Annotated in this window: 24 protein-coding genes and 1 pseudogene; 5 read left to right on the plus strand and 20 right to left on the minus strand. The window is 21.8% G+C overall.

Annotated elements, in window-relative coordinates:
- Window positions 1-66 precede the first annotated feature (66 nt).
- The 3 genes from AACL24_RS10330 to AACL24_RS10340 all read right to left on the minus strand — a co-directional run bounded on the left by AACL24_RS10330 (window position 67) and on the right by AACL24_RS10340 (window position 1,600).
- Window positions 67-474 (minus strand): transposase family protein, encoded by a 408-nt coding sequence (locus AACL24_RS10330; protein ID WP_339045908.1) that lies wholly within the window; start codon window positions 472-474, stop codon window positions 67-69.
- A 23-nt stretch (window positions 475-497) separates the two neighbouring features.
- Complete coding sequence (locus tag AACL24_RS10335) at window positions 498-920, minus strand: transposase family protein (RefSeq protein ID WP_339045912.1); 423 nt, start codon at window positions 918-920, stop codon at window positions 498-500.
- Window positions 921-1,003: 83 nt separating this feature from the next.
- Window positions 1,004-1,600: a hypothetical protein gene (locus tag AACL24_RS10340; RefSeq protein ID WP_339046654.1), complete on the minus strand. Its 597-nt coding sequence runs from the start codon at window positions 1,598-1,600 to the stop codon at window positions 1,004-1,006.
- A 62-nt stretch (window positions 1,601-1,662) separates the two neighbouring features.
- Here AACL24_RS10340 and AACL24_RS10345 point away from each other — a divergent pair.
- A protein-coding gene (locus AACL24_RS10345; protein ID WP_339046656.1) for an IS5 family transposase occupies window positions 1,663-2,492 on the plus strand; the annotation gives its coding sequence in 2 pieces (ribosomal slippage) (window positions 1,663-2,059 and window positions 2,059-2,492; 831 coding nt in all).
- Window positions 2,493-2,669: 177 nt separating this feature from the next.
- On the opposite strand, the gene AACL24_RS10350 is transcribed toward AACL24_RS10345, so the two are convergent.
- The 17 genes from AACL24_RS10350 to AACL24_RS10430 all read right to left on the minus strand — a co-directional run bounded on the left by AACL24_RS10350 (window position 2,670) and on the right by AACL24_RS10430 (window position 17,590).
- Window positions 2,670-3,002 carry a hypothetical protein gene (locus tag AACL24_RS10350; protein WP_339046657.1) on the minus strand — a complete coding sequence of 111 codons (333 nt, stop codon included), beginning with the start codon at window positions 3,000-3,002 and terminating at the stop codon, window positions 2,670-2,672.
- 113 nt (window positions 3,003-3,115) lie between these two features.
- Window positions 3,116-3,286 carry a hypothetical protein gene (locus tag AACL24_RS10355; RefSeq protein ID WP_339046659.1) on the minus strand — a complete coding sequence of 57 codons (171 nt, stop codon included), beginning with the start codon at window positions 3,284-3,286 and terminating at the stop codon, window positions 3,116-3,118.
- Window positions 3,287-3,408: 122 nt separating this feature from the next.
- Window positions 3,409-4,647: an IS256 family transposase gene (locus tag AACL24_RS10360; RefSeq protein WP_339046661.1), complete on the minus strand. Its 1,239-nt coding sequence runs from the start codon at window positions 4,645-4,647 to the stop codon at window positions 3,409-3,411.
- A gap of 57 nt (window positions 4,648-4,704) precedes the next feature.
- The gene (locus AACL24_RS10365; protein ID WP_339046663.1) at window positions 4,705-5,169 is read right to left on the minus strand and encodes a hypothetical protein; all 465 of its coding nucleotides are present in this window, start codon (window positions 5,167-5,169) and stop codon (window positions 4,705-4,707) included.
- 196 nt (window positions 5,170-5,365) lie between these two features.
- Window positions 5,366-5,773 carry a transposase family protein gene (locus tag AACL24_RS10370; RefSeq protein ID WP_339045908.1) on the minus strand — a complete coding sequence of 136 codons (408 nt, stop codon included), beginning with the start codon at window positions 5,771-5,773 and terminating at the stop codon, window positions 5,366-5,368.
- Window positions 5,774-5,796: 23 nt separating this feature from the next.
- Entirely contained in the window at window positions 5,797-6,219 is a 423-nt protein-coding gene (locus AACL24_RS10375) for a transposase family protein (RefSeq protein ID WP_339045912.1), read from the minus strand.
- Window positions 6,220-6,817: 598 nt separating this feature from the next.
- Window positions 6,818-8,239: an MATE family efflux transporter gene (locus AACL24_RS10380; RefSeq protein WP_339046665.1), complete on the minus strand. Its 1,422-nt coding sequence runs from the start codon at window positions 8,237-8,239 to the stop codon at window positions 6,818-6,820.
- Between the two features lie 76 nt (window positions 8,240-8,315).
- Complete coding sequence (gene pheT, locus AACL24_RS10385) at window positions 8,316-10,721, minus strand: phenylalanine--tRNA ligase subunit beta (RefSeq protein ID WP_339046667.1); 2,406 nt, start codon at window positions 10,719-10,721, stop codon at window positions 8,316-8,318.
- A 24-nt stretch (window positions 10,722-10,745) separates the two neighbouring features.
- Window positions 10,746-11,810 carry a phenylalanine--tRNA ligase subunit alpha gene (gene pheS / locus AACL24_RS10390; protein WP_339046669.1) on the minus strand — a complete coding sequence of 355 codons (1,065 nt, stop codon included), beginning with the start codon at window positions 11,808-11,810 and terminating at the stop codon, window positions 10,746-10,748.
- A 63-nt stretch (window positions 11,811-11,873) separates the two neighbouring features.
- A complete protein-coding gene (locus AACL24_RS10395) occupies window positions 11,874-12,653 on the minus strand; it encodes a TrmH family RNA methyltransferase (protein ID WP_338988307.1) in 780 nt (259 codons plus the stop codon).
- Window positions 12,631-13,338 carry a SprT family zinc-dependent metalloprotease gene (locus tag AACL24_RS10400; RefSeq protein ID WP_339046671.1) on the minus strand — a complete coding sequence of 236 codons (708 nt, stop codon included), beginning with the start codon at window positions 13,336-13,338 and terminating at the stop codon, window positions 12,631-12,633. The genes AACL24_RS10395 and AACL24_RS10400 overlap by 23 nt, the downstream gene beginning before the upstream one ends.
- A gap of 35 nt (window positions 13,339-13,373) precedes the next feature.
- On the minus strand, window positions 13,374-13,877 hold the full coding sequence (locus AACL24_RS10405) for a dUTP diphosphatase (RefSeq protein WP_252320316.1): 504 nt from the start codon (window positions 13,875-13,877) through the stop codon (window positions 13,374-13,376).
- Window positions 13,878-13,994: 117 nt separating this feature from the next.
- Entirely contained in the window at window positions 13,995-14,771 is a 777-nt protein-coding gene (locus tag AACL24_RS10410) for a hypothetical protein (protein ID WP_339046673.1), read from the minus strand.
- A 233-nt stretch (window positions 14,772-15,004) separates the two neighbouring features.
- On the minus strand, window positions 15,005-15,364 hold the full coding sequence (gene rplT, locus AACL24_RS10415) for a 50S ribosomal protein L20 (RefSeq protein ID WP_252320320.1): 360 nt from the start codon (window positions 15,362-15,364) through the stop codon (window positions 15,005-15,007).
- 16 nt (window positions 15,365-15,380) lie between these two features.
- The gene (gene rpmI, locus AACL24_RS10420) at window positions 15,381-15,569 is read right to left on the minus strand and encodes a 50S ribosomal protein L35 (protein ID WP_174480739.1); all 189 of its coding nucleotides are present in this window, start codon (window positions 15,567-15,569) and stop codon (window positions 15,381-15,383) included.
- A gap of 16 nt (window positions 15,570-15,585) precedes the next feature.
- Entirely contained in the window at window positions 15,586-16,128 is a 543-nt protein-coding gene (gene infC / locus AACL24_RS10425) for a translation initiation factor IF-3 (RefSeq protein ID WP_174480738.1), read from the minus strand.
- Window positions 16,129-16,799: 671 nt separating this feature from the next.
- Window positions 16,800-17,590 (minus strand): IS5 family transposase gene (locus AACL24_RS10430; protein ID WP_339049441.1). Its coding sequence is split into 2 segments (ribosomal slippage): window positions 16,800-17,233 and window positions 17,233-17,590, totalling 792 coding nucleotides; the frame shifts between segments, so codons are not numbered across the junction.
- 344 nt (window positions 17,591-17,934) lie between these two features.
- Here AACL24_RS10430 and AACL24_RS10435 point away from each other — a divergent pair.
- The 4 genes and pseudogenes from AACL24_RS10435 (at window position 17,935) to AACL24_RS10450 (ending at window position 19,608) form a co-directional block, all read left to right on the plus strand.
- A complete protein-coding gene (locus tag AACL24_RS10435) occupies window positions 17,935-18,126 on the plus strand; it encodes a hypothetical protein (RefSeq protein ID WP_339046675.1) in 192 nt (63 codons plus the stop codon).
- A gap of 2 nt (window positions 18,127-18,128) precedes the next feature.
- Window positions 18,129-18,422, plus strand: a complete 294-nt coding sequence (locus tag AACL24_RS10440; RefSeq protein ID WP_339046677.1) for a hypothetical protein — start codon at window positions 18,129-18,131, stop codon at window positions 18,420-18,422.
- A gap of 3 nt (window positions 18,423-18,425) precedes the next feature.
- The gene (locus tag AACL24_RS10445) at window positions 18,426-18,599 is read left to right on the plus strand and encodes a hypothetical protein (protein ID WP_339046679.1); all 174 of its coding nucleotides are present in this window, start codon (window positions 18,426-18,428) and stop codon (window positions 18,597-18,599) included.
- 180 nt (window positions 18,600-18,779) lie between these two features.
- Window positions 18,780-19,608, plus strand: a pseudogene (locus AACL24_RS10450) (IS5 family transposase).
- Window positions 19,609-19,674 lie beyond the last annotated feature (66 nt).

A 19,674-nucleotide genomic window follows, 5' to 3' on the forward strand; every position in this document is an offset into this window, starting at 1 on the left:
ATTTTTGTAAGTTACACAGATTACTAAACATTACCAAATTTTAAAAAAATATTAAAAATATTTTTTTTATTTTAATGGTTTTATTTTATTAAAAATTTCACAAAGTAAGTTAAATCTTAAGTACATAAGTCTAAATTTAGATTTTCTACATTTATTTACTAAAATTTTGAATCTTTTCAATCAAGCAAAGACATGTTCAACTTTAATTCTAATTTTAGATACAATCTTATTGTATTTTCTTTCTTGTTTAGTTAATTTTTTATTTTTAGTTCTTTTAATTGGTATTATTGTATTTTTATAAATATTTTGTATACCTTGATATCCTAAATCACCAATAATTATTGTTTTTTCTGAAAATTCAAGATTTGAATTTTTTAATATTTGAAAATCATGCACTTTACCATTATCAGCAAAAATATCAACAATTTTTTTATTAAAAAAATCATATACAATTTGAAATTTTATAGAATACATTCAACTTTTACCAGAAAAATATTCTAACTGTAGTTTTTTTTAGTTGGTCTTTCAATTTCAATCTCAGTTGAATCAATTAAATAAAATTGAAATTCATTTGAATTTTCTTGTTTTTTATCAATTTTTAATTTATATCTTTCTTTTAAAAATTGGTAATCTTTGTGGTTACTAAGTTTATTTTCTACTCAAGTAATATTTCGAAAACAACTTGATGGGCTCATTTTAGATTTAATACTCATTTGAAAAAAAGTATAATATTCTTTTCAGTATAATAAAGTCATCATTAATCTTTCTTCTACTGAAAGTTTATTTTTTCGACCTTTATTTTTTTCTAATTTTTCTATTTCAATTAATTTTTCTAACATTTCATTAAAATGAAAACGTTTTATACCAAAATATCTATAAAATTCTTCATTTTTTAATTTTTTTAAATTTTCAAAAATCATTTTTATCAACACTTTTCTAAATTTATTGTTAATAACAAAATTATAAAATAAATTTTAAAATTATTAATTGACTTTTAAAAAATTTAATTACGGAATATGTCTTTTGAATACAAAATTCCTTCAGTTCCTGCAGCATATAAAGTATTTTCTGAATTAATTGTTAAGGCAAGAATATGTTCATTATCATTATCTATTCCTAACATATTGCAAAAAATAGATGATTTTTTTACTTTTTTATATATTTGATTTGAATCAACACCAGCGAACAAAACACCATCTCTATCAATAATTAATCGTTTAATTTGATGACCTGTATTTAAAATTTTAGAATACATACTTCCACTATTAATTTGATAAATATTACCATTATCAGAACCAGCAAAAATAGTTCCAATAGTATCTACGACTAAACTTTTTATTGACCCAGCATCATTTTGTTCTTTAATTAATTGAAAATCATTTACACCATTACTTTTATAAATTTTACCATGATTATTAGCTCCAGCAAAAACAGAACCATCTTCACCTATTGCTAAACTATTAATATAATCATGTGTTCCTAACATATGATTAACGTTACTATTTTTATCAATGCTATACACACCATCATCATTCCCAACATAAACAATACCGGTTTTTTTATTAACCGCTAAAGCTCATATTCAATAGACTTCTTGCAAAACCTATCTATTAAAAATTAAATTTTTAAAATAAAATTAAAAATAAAAAAGATAGGTAATCTATGATGTTTGATAAATTAAAAACTATTAACAATCCAGAATTATTAAGATTAACTGGTATAAATGATATTATTTTTAATAAAATTCTAAAAATTTTAAAGACAGAAGAAGTAAAAAAGTTTAAAAATGGTGGTACACCTAATAAATTATCATTAGAAAATCGTTTATTAATGACTTTAGAATATTGAAGAGAGTATCGAACTTATTTTCATATTGCTAAAAGTTATGGAATTAGTGAAAGTAGTTGCTATAGGAATATCAAGTGAATAGAAAATACTTTAATAAAACATCCTGATTTTCAACAACTTGATGGGCAAAAATCACTGTTAAATAATAATTTTAAAAATAAAACAGTTATCATTGATGTGACTGAAAGTACTATTCAACGCCCAAAAAAAGTCAAAAACAATATTATTCAGAAAAAAAGAAAAAACATACAATAAAAAATCAAGTCATAATTGAAAAAGATAGTAAAAAAATTATAAGTTCTTATTTTTCTTATGGTAAAAATCATGATTTTAAAATTTTAAAAAATTCAAAAACGAAATTTTTATCAGAAACAACTATTTTAGTAGATTTAGGATATCAAGGTATACAAAACATACATAAAAATGTCTTATTACCTAAACGAAAATCAAAGAAAAACCCTTTAACTAAAGAAGAAAAGAAAAATAATAAGGCTATTTCAAAAATGAGAGTTGTTATTGAACATGTTTTTGCGATTCTTAAAAAATTTAAAATTATTAGTGAAAAATATCGAAATAGAAGAAAAAAATTTGCATTAAGATTTAATTTAATAGCTTCAATTTATAATTTACAATTATTAATTTAAATATATTTGATAATTTAATATTTTATTTTTTTATTTGAAATAATAATTTTTGTTGTATTTTAATGACAAAAAATAAAACATATTTTGAACAATAATTTTTAAAAAATATTAAAAGTGTTATTAAAATAAATTTTTAAACTTAAAAAATGTGATTAATATCATAGTTTTGCAAGAAGTCTAATATAAACCTAATGTTTCATTTAGATTATTACTGTGTTCAACTTTATCAGCACCTACTTGATTTGAAATATCAATATGACTATTTAATCCTCCAAATTGAATATATTGTCAATCATTATTATCACCTTCAAAATAATTATTATCATAAATACTTTCATTAGATATATTTTTTTTATCTTTAGTTTTTGTCACTTTTTTATAGTTAATCATTTCTTGTTTTGTATTTTCAATATTTAACTTATCCTTTTCTAAAATAAGTGTAGAATCATAATTTAAATTACCATCATTATCAACAAAAAAAACTTCTCTAGCATTAATATCATTGCTCAACTTATAATTAGCATGATTTGTATCATAACTGTAAAATTTTTGATCTAAATTTGATTGATTAGTAATTCAATTACTATTTGTTAAATAATTATATTGATTATTAAATAAATGAGTTAAGGGCTCATTTGTTGATTCTTTTTTTTTGGTAGTAAGGAATTTTTTTTAACAACATTATTATCCATTTTATTACTATCATTATTAATAATGTTACTATTAATAATGTTACTTGTGAAAAGTAATGATGCTAAAGTACTTATTGTAAATATACTTAATATTTTTTTCATAGTTTTGCCCTCCTAAGAAATAGAACAACAAAATGGTTTAACATTTGATTTAACTTCATCATAAATTGGATCGGTATTTATGAGGCTTTTTAATAATCTGTGTTTCTTTGTTTTACAAAGTACTAGTTTAGATTAATTCTATCTTCAAATTTTATCATAAAATGAGCAATTGCTATATTTCAATTTTGAATGGGCATTGTTCATTTTTTTGTTATATTGTCAATTGCTAAATAAAATATTTTAAAAACTGACATATCGTTAGGAAAAACTTTTTTATTTCTGATGACTTTTCGTAATTGACTATTAACAGATTCAATAGCATTTGTGGTATAAATTACCCTTTTTATTTCTGCAGGATAACTAATAAAAACCATTAAATTATCTCAATTTTTATATCAAGATTTAGCAATTTGTGGATATTGTTTAGTTCATTTATTTTCAAATGATTCTAAAGCTTGCATTGCTTGTTCTTCACTACATGCAGTATAAATTGGTTTTAAATCTGCAACTAGAGATTTTCTATGCTTATATGAGACATATTTCAAACTATTTCTAATTTGATGAACGATGCATAATTGATGTTCGGTTTTAGGATAAACTGATTGTATTGCTTCTGACATGCCTGTTAAATTATCACTACAAGCAATAAGAATATCATTTAAGCCACGATTTTTCATTTCTGTGAAATTGGCTAATCAAAATTTAGCACCTTCATTTTCACTAATTCATAAACCTAAAACATCTTTTTTACCTTCTAAATCAACTCCTAAAGCTATATAAACTGATTTATTAATAATCCGTTTATCTTGTCGTACTTTAACTACTATACAATCAAAATAAACAATCGGATAAACACTATCTAATGGTCGATTTTGCCATGCTTTGACGTCATCAATAACATCATCAGTAATTTGACTAATAACACTTTCACTAATATCAGCACCATGATATAACTCTTGTAATTGCATTCTAATATCTGATAATGTCATACCTTTTGCATATAAAGAAAGAACTTGTTGATCAAAACCATCAAATCTTCTTTGTCTTTTTGCAACTATTACAGGATTAAAATTACTATTACGATCTCTTGGTACATCAATTTCAATTTTACCTTGTTGGGTTATTAATTTTTTTGAACTTATACCATTACGAGCATTGTCACTATTACTATGTTGATTCTTTTCATATCCCAAATAATTTTGCATCTCAGAATTCAACATTTTTTCTACTAATCTTTTTGTTAATTCTTTATACAATCCTCCCTCTTTAAAAACTGTTGTTAAATCTTCAGTATTTTCTAATAATAAATCTACTGCTTTTGATATTGGATCATTTTTATTAATATTTTGCTTTTTAGCCATCTGTAACTCACTCTTTCTAGAAAATTAATTATATTTACTAGAACTAATTAAACATAGTTATTTTTGTAAGTTACACAGATTACTAAACATTACCGTATTTATTTTTTCATAAATAGGTTGTTCTTCTACTTTTTTTGTAATATTTGATGGTTTAATTTCATTAGTTTCTTCGGTCGTTACTTTCATATTATTTTCACTTGTTTTATTTCTTGGTGGTAATTGTGGAGGAACATTATTACCAACTGAACTTAATGAAGTTGTTTCATCTTTTACATTTTCATAAATAAATTTTTCAAAAATAGTTTTTTCTTTTATTTCTTCATAAATATGATCATCTTGATTAAAATATAAAGGATTATCAATTGAACTATTTTGATAATTTAAAAACATTTTAATAGTCTTAAATAAAAAAATATTGTCTTCTTTTAGTTTTTTCATCTCTTCTTCTATATCAAGAATTTCTTTTCTTAATTTTTGTAATTCTTTATTTTTCTTTTTAAAGTACTTTTTAAGATAGGACATATTCCGTAATTAAATTTAATTAATTGTCAATAAAATTGTTTTAAAACTATTTAGTGTTATTGAATATAGAAATAAATATTTTTTGAAAAAATAGTTTAAAAAATGAGTTTACATTTTAAACAAAAAATTGTTAATAATATTTTTATATTAACTCGATAAAAATTTAAATTTTAAAAAAATATTTTTAATATTTTTTTTATTTTAATGGTTTTATTTTATTAAAAATTTCACAAAGTAAGTTAAATCTTAAGTACATAAGTCTAAATTTAGATTTTCTACATTTATTTACTAAAATTTTGAATCTTTTCAATCAAGCAAAGACATGTTCAACTTTAATTCTAATTTTAGATACAATCTTATTGTATTTTCTTTCTTGTTTAGTTAATTTTTTATTTTTAGTTCTTTTAATTGGTATTATTGTATTTTTATAAATATTTTGTATACCTTGATATCCTAAATCACCAATAATTATTGTTTTTTCTGAAAATTCAAGATTTGAATTTTTTAATATTTGAAAATCATGCACTTTACCATTATCAGCAAAAATATCAACAATTTTTTTATTAAAAAAATCATATACAATTTGAAATTTTATAGAATACATTCAACTTTTACCAGAAAAATATTCTAACTGTAGTTTTTTTTAGTTGGTCTTTCAATTTCAATCTCAGTTGAATCAATTAAATAAAATTGAAATTCATTTGAATTTTCTTGTTTTTTATCAATTTTTAATTTATATCTTTCTTTTAAAAATTGGTAATCTTTGTGGTTACTAAGTTTATTTTCTACTCAAGTAATATTTCGAAAACAACTTGATGGGCTCATTTTAGATTTAATACTCATTTGAAAAAAAGTATAATATTCTTTTCAGTATAATAAAGTCATCATTAATCTTTCTTCTACTGAAAGTTTATTTTTTCGACCTTTATTTTTTTCTAATTTTTCTATTTCAATTAATTTTTCTAACATTTCATTAAAATGAAAACGTTTTATACCAAAATATCTATAAAATTCTTCATTTTTTAATTTTTTTAAATTTTCAAAAATCATTTTTATCAACACTTTTCTAAATTTATTGTTAATAACAAAATTATAAAATAAATTTTAAAATTATTAATTGACTTTTAAAAAATTTAATTACGGAATATGTCTATACTTATTATAAAATTTTCTTATAAACTTTAACATTTTCTTTCTCCTTTTTATAAAATAATAAAAAAATTTTAAAACAATCATGCTTTTTTTATTTTTTTATTATTTCTTAATTTCTTTTTTAATTCCAAAATGATTTTATTAGTTCTGGTGTTATTACTATTTTTATATATTTACTTAAACTTATTTTTAAAATTCTTTCAAAAAATAAAAATTTCTTATAATAAAGGTATGTCAAAATTTTTAATGTCCGTATTTATTTAGTTATAATTAAAATTTAATTATTATAAAAGTTTAATTATAACTAAAAATAAAAAAAGCATTACTTCTACCATCCTCTAAAATCACACCAGTAACTATAATAATTGTATATTAAATACAATAAAAATAAAACGATAAATATGAATTTATTTGCTAAAATATAATAGAATTTTTTTAACATTTTTTAAACAAAATTTATTAAAATAAAATCTATTATTAAAAAGGGATTTTTATATTATCCATGTGGTTCAAATGTCGGATGAGGTACATTTTCTACTTTAGAATTAATAATATTTTTATTTCAAGGAATTACTTTATAAAATACATAAGCACAAATAAAATCAGCTGATTTACTTAAACACGAAATCATAATTACCATTTTAATACTTAAGTCAGTTCACTGCAATAAAGCAAAAGTAATAAAAATATCAATAAATCAAATTAAAAATAGATCAGCAATACTAATAATTAAAGTATAGCCACCAGCATAAAGAAAACTAAATAATGGTTGCATCATATTAATGAAAAAATAAGTTACTGCTGAAAAAGCCATATATCAAACTGCAAGTTTCATAGCATTATTAGATAAATTTGGAAATAATACTTTTGGAACTCAAAAAGCACTACCCAAAATAATTAAAGCAATAACAGTTGAAATAGCAAAACTCAATTTTAATATCTTGTTAGCATTTTCTTTAGCCAGTACTAGTTCTCCTGAACCTAACTTGCTACCAACAGCATATCCAACTAAAGCATTATATCCCCTAAAAGTAGAATAAAAAATAGCAACAACACTACCAACAATTTGCACAGCGGCAACAACTTCAGTATCACCAAAATGAGAATATAAAGCCGTTAACATTACTACTGAAACACCAAATAATACTTGACTAGCAAATAAAGGAATAAAAGTAATAATATATTTTTTATGTAAATCTTTTGTAAATTTAAAAATATTTCAATTAGGAGCATAAATTGGTTTTTTATAAATTAAATAACCTAACAATATAAAACATTCTACTGCTCTTGAAATAATTAAACTTATTGCTAATCCTTCAATACCTAATTGTGGTCCCCCACTATATGGTAATGATAAAATACAAACTAAAAATGTATTTAAGAGTAATGAGCAAATAGAAGTTATCAATGGTGTTTTAACATTACCACATGTATTCATAGTAATTGACATAATAAAAGCAAAACCTAACAATGGGTAATTTCAAGCAATTAATTTACTATATTCTTCAGCAATACCAATAGAATTTTGATGAAAATTATCTTCAGCACCAAGAATTACTCCCATAATTTGTTTGCTAAATAATTCTAATATTACAACAAAAAATATTGAAAAAATTAAAGTATAAAATAATTTTATATTAGTAGTTTCTTGAATTTTCTTCTTATCTTTAATACCTAAATATTGAGCAGTAAAAATATTACCGGTAGCAACGATAGCAAAAAAGATATATCAAACCATATCATAAATATTACTTGATGATGCAACTCCAGCAATAGCATCATCATTTCCAAATTGACCAACCACAAAATTATTCATTAAGTTTATTAATGTTTCAATTAAAGATTGTGCACAAATTGGAATCATAAATAATAACGCCATTTTATAAAAGTTTAAATTATCTTTGTTTAATGTTTTCATATTATCTCACCCAATTTAAAAATTTAATATAATAAAAAAATATATTAATGTTATTATTTAATATTTTGTTATATTTTTAACGAATAATTGCTTGAAATTTTTTCTTTAATATTTCTTGAATAATACTTATTTGTCCACTTACTTTTGTTTCATCTAATTGTTCTTCTTGACTATTAAATTTCAAATTAAAAGTTAATGAGTGTTGATGTTGTGATTTTAATTTTTCATCATTATAAAAATCTACCAAAGATATTTGTTCTAAAAAATCAATATTTGCAAATATTATAGCATTTTTTACATCAGAAAATTGAATATCGCTATTAACAATAATTGATATATCACGACTTAAAGCATTAAATTTTGATCAAAGCTTAAATTTAGAAACTACTTTTTGTTGTTCTTCTATGATTTTAACTAACTTACTACAATTAATTTCTGCTAAGAATATTTTTTCAACATTCATTATTTTTTCAGTTTGTGGATGCAGTGCGCCAATAGTAGCAATATGTTCTTGCTCATAAAAAATATCTGCGCTTAAATACGGATGCATTAAAGAATTATTATTTGTTTTATAAACAATAGAGTTAAATAAATTTGGCATAACTTTTGCTAAAAAACCATCTAAAAAACCTTTAATAAAATAATACGTACTATTAGTAATTTTATTAGTATTAATTTTTGGTCAAAAATTATCCATAATCATAAAAGCTAAATGATGATTATCATCAGTTTCATCACCTGTATAAATAGTTTCATCAGTAAAAATTTTTAATTGTGTTTCTTTACGTGCATAATTATATTGACAAATTCTTAATAAACTATCTGTCAAACTAAAACGCATAACTTCTCTTGTTAATGTCAAAGGTGCTTCTAATTTTACAGGTATTTTATATTTAAAAAAATTAAAATCATTTAATCTCTGCATACTTGTTAAGCTATATGTTTTTACTTGATTAAAACCATAACTTGTTAAATGTTGTCTTCACTTCATCATTAAATTTTCCATTGCCGTTGGTGACTTAAATGATACATTAAATTGTGGTTTAATAACTGGTAATTTATCATATCCAAATACTCTTGCAACTTCTTCACTAAAATCATTAGCATTATTTAAATCACTACGATGATTAGGAACTGTTACTTTTAAAATTTCTTGATTTTTTGCATCAATTTCAATTTGACAACCAATAATAGTCAAATAATTAATTATTTCATTAACCCCAAAATTTGTACCTAAAATTTTATTAATAAAATTAAAATTAAAATTGATCACTTTTGTTTTAACTTGATAAGGAACATCATTACTAAAACCAGTAATTTCATATTTAACTTGTAATTGTCCTAAAATAAACAAATAACGTTGTAAAGCAATTAAATAATAATCAGGAACAACTGGTCTTGTTAAACGTTCTAATAATGTATTAATAAGAGCACCATGTCGCTTTGCTTGTTTACTCATTAAGGTAACATCAGGATTAATTGAAAATATAAAAACTTCTTTGGAACTTGGTTTAACTTCATATTCAATATTATGACTAACTCCTAAAACACTAAAAGCCAAATATTTATCGTGTAATAAAATATCACCCTCTTTAATTTGCAAATTACCTTCTGGGTATGATTTAGGTGAAATATTTAAAGATGGTTTTTTTAAAACATCGGCACTAAAAGTAATTAAGGGTTGACCCAATTCTAACATTACTAAATGAATAATATCTTCTGATAAAGTTTTGGGTACAATATTTGCAAGTTGTAGTGTTCTTCTAATTCAAATTGGTGTTATTACAGATTTATCATCAAATTCAATCTTTAATGTTGCTAAAGCTTGAATTTTACCATTAAGAACACTAACTTGACTTTTATTATCAAATTTTCCTATACTACTAACTTCCATGTTTTTTAAAGGAATTTTAAAATAACCGCTTAATTCTCTAGCAATACTATAAATCCCCAAACAATCACTACGATTTACTGTTAAATCAATAAAAAAAATTGTATCATCTAAATTTAAATATTGTAATGGATTAATATTACCAACCATTGCATCATCTGGTAAATGAATAATACCACTTAATTCTTCTTTATTCTGAACAATACCGCTTAATCCTAATTCTGTTAATGAACAAAGCATTCCTGAAGAAACAACGTCTTGAATTGTTCTTTCAACAATAGTAAGACCATTACCTAAAGTACTTCCTATCCTTGCTACAACAACTTTAATACCAATAACTACATTTGCTGCACCACAAACTATAGTTAACATTTCAGTGCCTACTGTTACTTCACAAATATTTAATTTATTTGATTTAGGATGTTTAGTAATTTTAGTAATTTGACCAACAACTAAGTTTGTATTACTCAACATTAAATTTTTTACTTGATCAACCTCAAAACCTAAACTATTTAAAGCATCAACGATTTCATAATCTTTAATGCTATTAATATTCAATCACTGCGAAATGATTTTACGTGAAACTATCATTTTATTTTATACTCCTTTTAATTTTTAAAATTGTTTTAAGAATCGAAAATCATTATTATAAAATAATCTGATATCGTCAATACCATATTTAATCATAGTAATTCTTTCAATGCCTACACCAAAGGCAAAACCTGCTGTTGTTTCATCTAAACCAGCAGCAATAAAAACATTTGGATGAATCATACCAGCACCTAAAACTTCAATTCAACCAGTATACTTACATAATGAACAACCTTCTGTATTACATTTTGGGCAACTTACATCTACTTCAACTGAAGGCTCCGTAAATGGGAAATAACTAGGACGTAATCTTGTTTTAGTTTCCATGCCAAAAAATTGCTGACAAAAATAATTTAATGTTCATTTTAAATTTGCAAAAGTAATATTAGATCCAACTAAAAACGCATCAACTTGCATAAATTGGTGAGAATGAGTAACATCATCATCATCTTTTCGATAAACATTTCCTAAACTAATAATAGCTGTGGTTTCTTTTGAATTTTTATCTTGCTCGCTAAGAATGCGTGCAGTCATATTTGTAGCGTGTGTTCTTAATAATCAACGATTAAGTTTGTCATTATTATTTTCAAGATAAAAAGTATCTTGCATATCTCTTGCTGGATGATCAAATGGTAAATTTAAGCGATTAAAATTATATTCTTCATTTTCTACTTCATTACCACTAATGATTTGATAACCCAAATTTTTAAAAATTTCAGATATTTCGGTAACAGTTTTTAATAAAGGATTGATGTGACCAATATTAAAATCAATACCCGGTAGTGTTAAATCAATTTCTGAAGATTTAAGACGCTCATTAATGTTATCTTTCTCAATTTCATTAAATTTTTTTATTATATATTCATTAATTTCTTTTTTTAATTTATTAGCTGCTTGACCAATTTCAATTCTAAAATTATGAGGAAACTTTTCTAAAGATTTTAATATATTATTAATATCCGAATTTTTACCTAAATATTGTGATTTTAAAACTTGCAATTTATGTAAATCAGCAACTTCATCAATATTATTAAATGCTTGCTGTCTAATAATTTCTAATCTTTTTTTTAAATCGTTAACCGCTAACATTCTATTCCTCCATTAATTTGTTAATATGTATAATTAAATTTTATAATTCAAAATAAGTATAATTTATTTTAATATATTACTAGTAAATAAGCAATACGTTACTATTGCTACACTTGTTGCTAAATTTAATGATTCAACATTAAAAGAAGTTGGAATAAAAATATTACTATTAATTTTATCTTTATACTTTTTATTAATACCTTGTCCTTCATTGCCAAATAAAAAAGCATTCTTTTGCTTAAAGGTAATTTCAGATAAATTAGTACTATTATCTTCATGTAGAAATGTACCATAAATCATATAATTTGCATTTTTTACTTTTAATAAAAATTGATCAAAATTTTCATAATACACATTAGTATAAAAAATAGCTCCTTGACTTGCACTAATTACTTTGTGATTATATAAATCAACGCTTTCATTTGATAAATATACTTCAGAAATATTAAAAGCAGTAACACTGCGTAAAATATTTCCTAAATTACCTGGATCTTGAATTGTATCAATTAGAATAATATGAGAAGAATAAAAATAATTTAAAGGTTTAACAATATTACAAACGCCAATTATTGGTTGTGGTGTTTTTTGTTGTGAAATTTTTTTAATAATCATACTATTTACAACAATAACTTCAATATTATTACAAGCTTTTAATAAATTTGCATATTTGTCTAAATACTTCTCATCAACATATACTGCAAGTAATCTTTTTTTTAATAATGCAATACTAATTAAATGTTCTCCTTCAATTAAAAACATTTTTTTAACATTGCGATGTTTTCTTTCATGTAATAAAACTAATTCTTGAATTATTGGATTTTTAAGTGAGGTTATTTGTTTCATCCATAACTCCTTGTTTTAATATTTTTTGACAATCTTGAAAATCTGGACAATATTGAGCAACAAAATTTCAAAATGTTTTTTTATGATGAGCATGAATTATATGCGTTAACTCATGAATTATAACATAATCAATTACAGCATAATCAAAATGAATTAATTTATAATTAAGTGTAATGATTTTAGTATTTGGTTGACAAACACCTCATTTATTTAACATCGAACGAATTTTTAGTACTGAAAACTCAATATTCATAATTTCTGATCAATATTGTAAGCGACTCATAAAAATATTTTTTGACTCTTCTTTTAAAAATTTTTGAATTTTAATTAATATTTGCTTATCATCTTGAATATTTGTGCATACTACCAAATTATTAAATTCAAAATAAATAATGGTTTTTTTTGAATGATACTTAGTAATTAATTGATATTTTTTACTTAAAAAATAAAGATAACTGTCATTATTATTAATAACAATATTAGGTTTTAATATAGTTTTCTTTTTTAAAATTTTAGGTAAACTTTTTAAAATGAAATCTTCAATTAATTTTTCTTCCATAAAAAATGGAGCACTAATAATAATTTGATCGTTGCGCACTTTTAAATACATATGTTTTTGTTGTTTATATGTAATAATGTACTCTCATTTTGTATTATTATAATTGAAAATTTTAACATTAGTCATTTTAATCTCCTAAATAAAACGATCACTTATTTCCATTAATAATTTTGTGATTGTCGTAAATGATTTATTTCATTTTTATAAATATAACAAGAAATAATGTCTTCACTATTAAAATTACATTTTTTACCAATTGTAAAATAAATATTTAATAATTCAAAAAAATCATTACTTGATTTTGATTTAAAAAGAGTTGTAACAAAAGCAAATAAATCAATGAATGCAAGATTAAGATCTTGATAATTTGTTTTTTCTGAAAAACTAAAATTTTGAAAATCAATATTAAGGCTATTACCGATACTAAGAATAAAATGAAGACTATCAATATATTCTTCAAGCATTACTGATTTTTCACTACTTGGTTTTGAACTTCAATATTTAAAACATCTTTGTTCATTTGCAAATTCACCTAATTCAACTAAAAGTGCTAAAAATCTAGAATTTAATGTTTTAATATCGCTAACACCACGATTAATAATTATTTTTTTATCTAACTCATTTTGAAGTTGGATAATTGTTGAAAATTGTTTTGAATTTAACATAATTAACTCACTTTCTTTTTTTTAATTATTAATTAAGATTTCATTATTTTCTTATCTTTTAAATTTAATTTTTTATAAAATTTTGTAATTAATGATTTTTTATCTTTGTAAATAGGATTAATTTTTGTTCCTTTTTCTAAATAAAAAGGAGATAAAGTTTTTATAATAAAAAATATATGTTAAAACTAGTAATGAAATACCAACAACAGACATAAATGTAAAACGTAAAATTGGTAACCACACTGAAGTGTCTAATACTTTTTTACCAAAACTTGCTGTATAACCAGCATTACCAATAAATAAGTAATTTGTACCAAAAGAAGTATTAAAAATAAAAAAACCACTACCAAATAAAGTTAAATATAATATACTTTTTTTGATATATATTTTGTCATATTCAATATGACCATATAAATATAAAAGTAAATAAGAAAAAAGAATAATAATATGAATAAAATAATAATTTCAATAAAGAAAATGTTGTGGACCAAAAACTCATTTTGTTTTATCTGGTAATAAAAATGCCAAAATAACAGGACCAATTAAAGGAAAAGTAATATTAAATAAACTTTTATTAGGAATAATTAATAGTATACCACTAGTAATATTTAATACCGAACATAATTGAAAAGGAAAATAATCATACCATTGATAATTATCACCATTCAATCCATGAACAATATAAAAACTAATATATAAAAGTATTTGAAAAATACCTAAACTACATTTAAAACTATAGCACTTACTTAAATTAGCATAAAACCTTTTAAAAATAAATAAACTAATTATCAAGAATAATGATATAGATAAGCCAATTCAATAATACATACCAAATAAAGGATTAATAACTGCTTGTGGATTACCATCAAAAAATCCAAGAAAAACAAATTGCATAATGGCCCCCTCTTTTTTTAAATTTCTTTCTTATTTTTATACTAAGAAGCGAATTTATTTTTTAATTTTACCATTAAATATATTATAAAACAAAGTTTGTGATAAAAAAATATTCTTTGAAATTTATATTAAATAAATTTCAAAAACTTATCATAATTATATAAATTAAAAACACTTATAATAAATTTAATTTATTTCAAGTGTTTTTAATTTATATAAAATTTTGCAATTAATTATTTTGCTAAAGCAGATTTTGATGCCAAAACTAATTTTTCAAATTCTTCTGGTTGATTAATTGATAACTCAGACAATATTTTACGATTAAGATTAATATTAGCTTTATTTAAGCCATCAATAAAACGTGAATATGATAAATCATAATTACGAACAGCTGCATTAATTCTTTGAATTCATAACTTGCGAAACTCACGTTTACAATTTTTACGATCACGATAAGCATATGCTAATGAGTTCATTACTTGTTCATTTGCTGTACGATATAAACTATGTTTTGCTCCATAATATCCTTTTGCTGCTTTTAGTATTTTTTTACGGCGATGATTAGTTGTATAACCGCCTTTAACTCTAGCCATTTATTTTGTCACCTTCCTAAATTAAATCTTTTAAACGCTTATAGTCAGAAGCAGATACTTCACTTCACCCACGTAATTGACGTTTTTGTTTTGTTGTTTTATTTTGAGCTAAGTGAGAAACAAAAGCACCACTACGCATTCATTTACCACTTCCTGTTACTTTAATTCTTTTTTTTAAAGCTTTTTTTGTTTTCATTTTTGGCATATTTTACCTCCTATTGTTAATTTTCTTGATTTTTCTTTTTTGGAAAAAGATAAATAGTTTGTATATTTTTTTCTTTTTTATCAAAGTTTTTATCATAAATACAAATATCTTCTAATTCTTTATAAAATTTTGTAATTACTTCAAATCCTGCTTCAGGATTATGTAATTCACGACCACGATATTTTAATGTAACTTTTACTTTGTTACCATTACTTAGAAATTTACGAGCCTTATTTGCCTTTGTTTTAATGTCATTGTTATCAATAACAACACTTAGTCGAATTTCTTTTTCTTCAACAATTGTTAATTTTTGTGCTTTTTTAACTTCTTTTTCCTTTTTTTGTTGTTCAAAACGATATGTATCAAATTTAAACATTTTACAAACAGGTGGTTTAGCATTTGGTGATATACATAATAGGTCATATCCTAAATCTTCTGCTTTTTTTAAAGCATCATTTTTTTTCATTAAACCATAATTAGTACCATCATTACCAATTAATAAAAATTCATAAAAGGGAATATTACTATTTCATAAATTATCATTATTTTTAAAAGCCATACATACCTCCTTTAATTTGCATAAATAAAAGTGTGCTAAAACGCACACTCACCACTACAAAACTTTATTTTAAAAATAAAAATTTAAAGCATTGAACCTATAACAACTTAGCTATCAGGTGAGCGTAAAAACTACTTTCTTTATGTCAAGTATTATTATATTAGATTTTTAATAAATTACAAGATTTTTTTAATATGTTAATACATAAATTTAAATAAAAATAAAAAAACTTACTATATAATTAGCCAGCAAGTCTTTTATTTTTATTAATTTTAATACTAATTACTTATATATAACCTATTTTTTATTAAAATTTTTAGCTGTATATAAGATTCCTTGCGATCCAGCAGCATAAATTGAATCATCTGGACCAACTGCTAAAGCAAAAATATGATCATCAGTATTTTTTATTCCAGATAATTCAGAACATAAATCTGTAACTTCTATTTTTTTATATACTTTATTGGAGTCAATACCAACAAATAAATTATTAGACTTCTTGCAAAACTATGATATTAATCACATTTTTTAAGTTTAAAAATTTATTTTAATAACACTTTTAATATTTTTTAAAAATTATTGTTCAAAATATGTTTTATTTTTTGTCATTAAAATACAACAAAAATTATTATTTCAAATAAAAAAATAAAATATTAAATTATCAAATATATTTAAATTAATAATTGTAAATTATAAATTGAAGCTATTAAATTAAATCTTAATGCAAATTTTTTTCTTCTATTTCGATATTTTTCACTAATAATTTTAAATTTTTTAAGAATCGCAAAAACATGTTCAATAACAACTCTCATTTTTGAAATAGCCTTATTATTTTTCTTTTCTTCTTTAGTTAAAGGGTTTTTCTTTGATTTTCGTTTAGGTAATAAGACATTTTTATGTATGTTTTGTATACCTTGATATCCTAAATCTACTAAAATAGTTGTTTCTGATAAAAATTTCGTTTTTGAATTTTTTAAAATTTTAAAATCATGATTTTTACCATAAGAAAAATAAGAACTTATAATTTTTTTACTATCTTTTTCAATTATGACTTGAGTTTTTATTGTATGTTTTTTCTTTTTTCCTGAATAATATTGTTTTTGACTTTTTTTGGGCGTTGAATAGTACTTTCAGTCACATCAATGATAACTGTTTTATCTTTAAAATTATTATTTAACAGTGATTTTTGCCCATCAAGTTGTTGAAAATCAGGCTGTTTTATTAAAGTATTTTCTATTCACTTGATATTCCTATAGCAACTACTTTCACTAATTCCATAACTTTTAGCAATATGAAAATAAGTTCGATACTCTCTTCAATATTCTAAAGTCATTAATAAACGATTTTCTAATGATAATTTATTAGGTGTACCACCATTTTTAAACTTTTTTACTTCTTCTGTCTTTAAAATTTTTAGAATTTTATTAAAAATAATATCATTTATACCAGTTAATCTTAATAATTATGGATTGTTAATAGTTTTTAATTTATCAAACATCATAGATTACCTATCTTTTTTATTTTTAATTTTATTTTAAAAATTTAATTTTTAATAGATAGGTTTTGCAAGAAGTCTAATATAGAAAAATTAAGAGAAGATTTTAAAAAAGAAATTATTAATAAATATAAAGAAAAATTAAAAAAAGATTTTAAAAAAGAAGTTATTAATCAATATAAGAAAAATTTCAATTAATTAAAGAAAAATTTATTGATAAAAAAATATTAGTTATTATAGAAAATTTCTTTTTAAATTCAAAACAATTATTAACTAATCCATTAGCAACTCCTAAAATTATTGGTTCATTAATGGTATTAGTACAAGATGTTTTCAACTGAGATTATTTCGAAAATCACCCAAAAAATAAAACTAAAATAGAAAATTATAAAGGAAATATAAAATTAACAAAACATGAACAAGATGCTTTTAAGCATATTAAATATTATTTAAAAAATCATAAAAAAATATTAATTTTTGATAATTATTTAAAGAAATTATAAACATGAAAGATAAAGCAAATTATGTCAAATTAAGAGTAAAACTGAGTAACAGTATTGAAGCAAAATATTACGAAAAAGGTAATAAAGAATTATATTATAGTGTTCGTGGTCAATGAAATAGATTAAATTATGTTACTTTAATTTTTAATAACCCAAAACTTTATAATCGATGTATTTTATTAAACAAAAATGATGAAATTTTAGTAACTGGTGAAATCTTTAATAATTGAAATATGAATATAAATCGTGCATTTTGTTCAATTAATGTTAAATGATTTAAAAAATGAAAAGAGTAAAAAATGATATTATGAAAAATTTTATTAATAGTACCAATATTAATAACAAGTATAACTATTTTAATATTTTTAATTTATATAATTATAGATTTAAAAAATGAATATAAAGTTTTAAATCTATTAAATTCAATTGCAAAAGATTTAGAAAAGAAAGATAAAAATAAGGAGAATAAATAATGGGATATTGAACAAAGTATAAATGTGTTTTTTGTGGAGAAATAATGATTGGTGATGAAGAAAATATTGAACATGTAAGAGAACATAGAAAGGGTATTAGATAATAGACTTCTTGCAAAACCTATCTATTAAAAATTTAATTTTTAAAATAAAATTAAAAATAAAAAAGATAGGTAATCTATGATGTTTGATAAATTAAAAACTATTAACAATCCAGAATTATTAAGATTAACTGGTATAAATGATATTATTTTTAATAAAATTCTAGAAATTTTAAAGACAGAAGAAGTAAAAAAGTTTAAAAATGGTGGTACACCTAATAAATTATCATTAGAAAATCGTTTATTAATGACTTTAGAATATTGAAGAGAGTATCGAACTTATTTTCATATTGCTAAAAGTTATGGAATTAGTGAAAGTAGTTGCTATAGGAATATCAAGTGAATAGAAAATACTTTAATAAAACATCCTGATTTTCAACAACTTGATGGGCAAAAATCACTGTTAAATAATAATTTAAAGATAAAACAGTTATCATTGATGTGACTGAAAGTACTATTCAACGCCCAAAAAAAGTCAAAAACAATATTATTCAGGAAAAAAGAAAAAACATACAATAAAAACTCAAGTCATAATTGAAAAAGATAGTAAAAAAATTATAAGTTCTTATTTTTCTTATGGTAAAAATCATGATTTTAAAATTTTAAAAAATTCAAAAACGAAATTTTTATCAGAAACAACTATTTTAGTAGATTTAGGATATCAAGGTATACAAAACATACATAAAAATGTCTTATTACCTAAACGAAAATCAAAGAAAAACCCTTTAACTAAAGAAGAAAAGAAAAATAATAAGGCTATTTCAAAAATGAGAGTTGTTATTGAACATGTTTTTGCGATTCTTAAAAAATTTAAAATTATTAGTGAAAAATATCGAAATAGAAGAAAAAAATTTGCATTAAGATTTAATTTAATAGCTTCAATTTATAATTTACAATTATTAATTTAAATATATTTGATAATTTAATATTTTATTTTTTTATTTGAAATAATAATTTTTGTTGTATTTTAATGA

It is taken from the genome of Spiroplasma endosymbiont of Colias croceus, from assembly GCF_964020095.1.
In the GTDB taxonomy this organism is placed as follows: Bacteria; Bacillota_I; Bacilli_A; order Mycoplasmatales; family VBWQ01; genus Spiroplasma_E.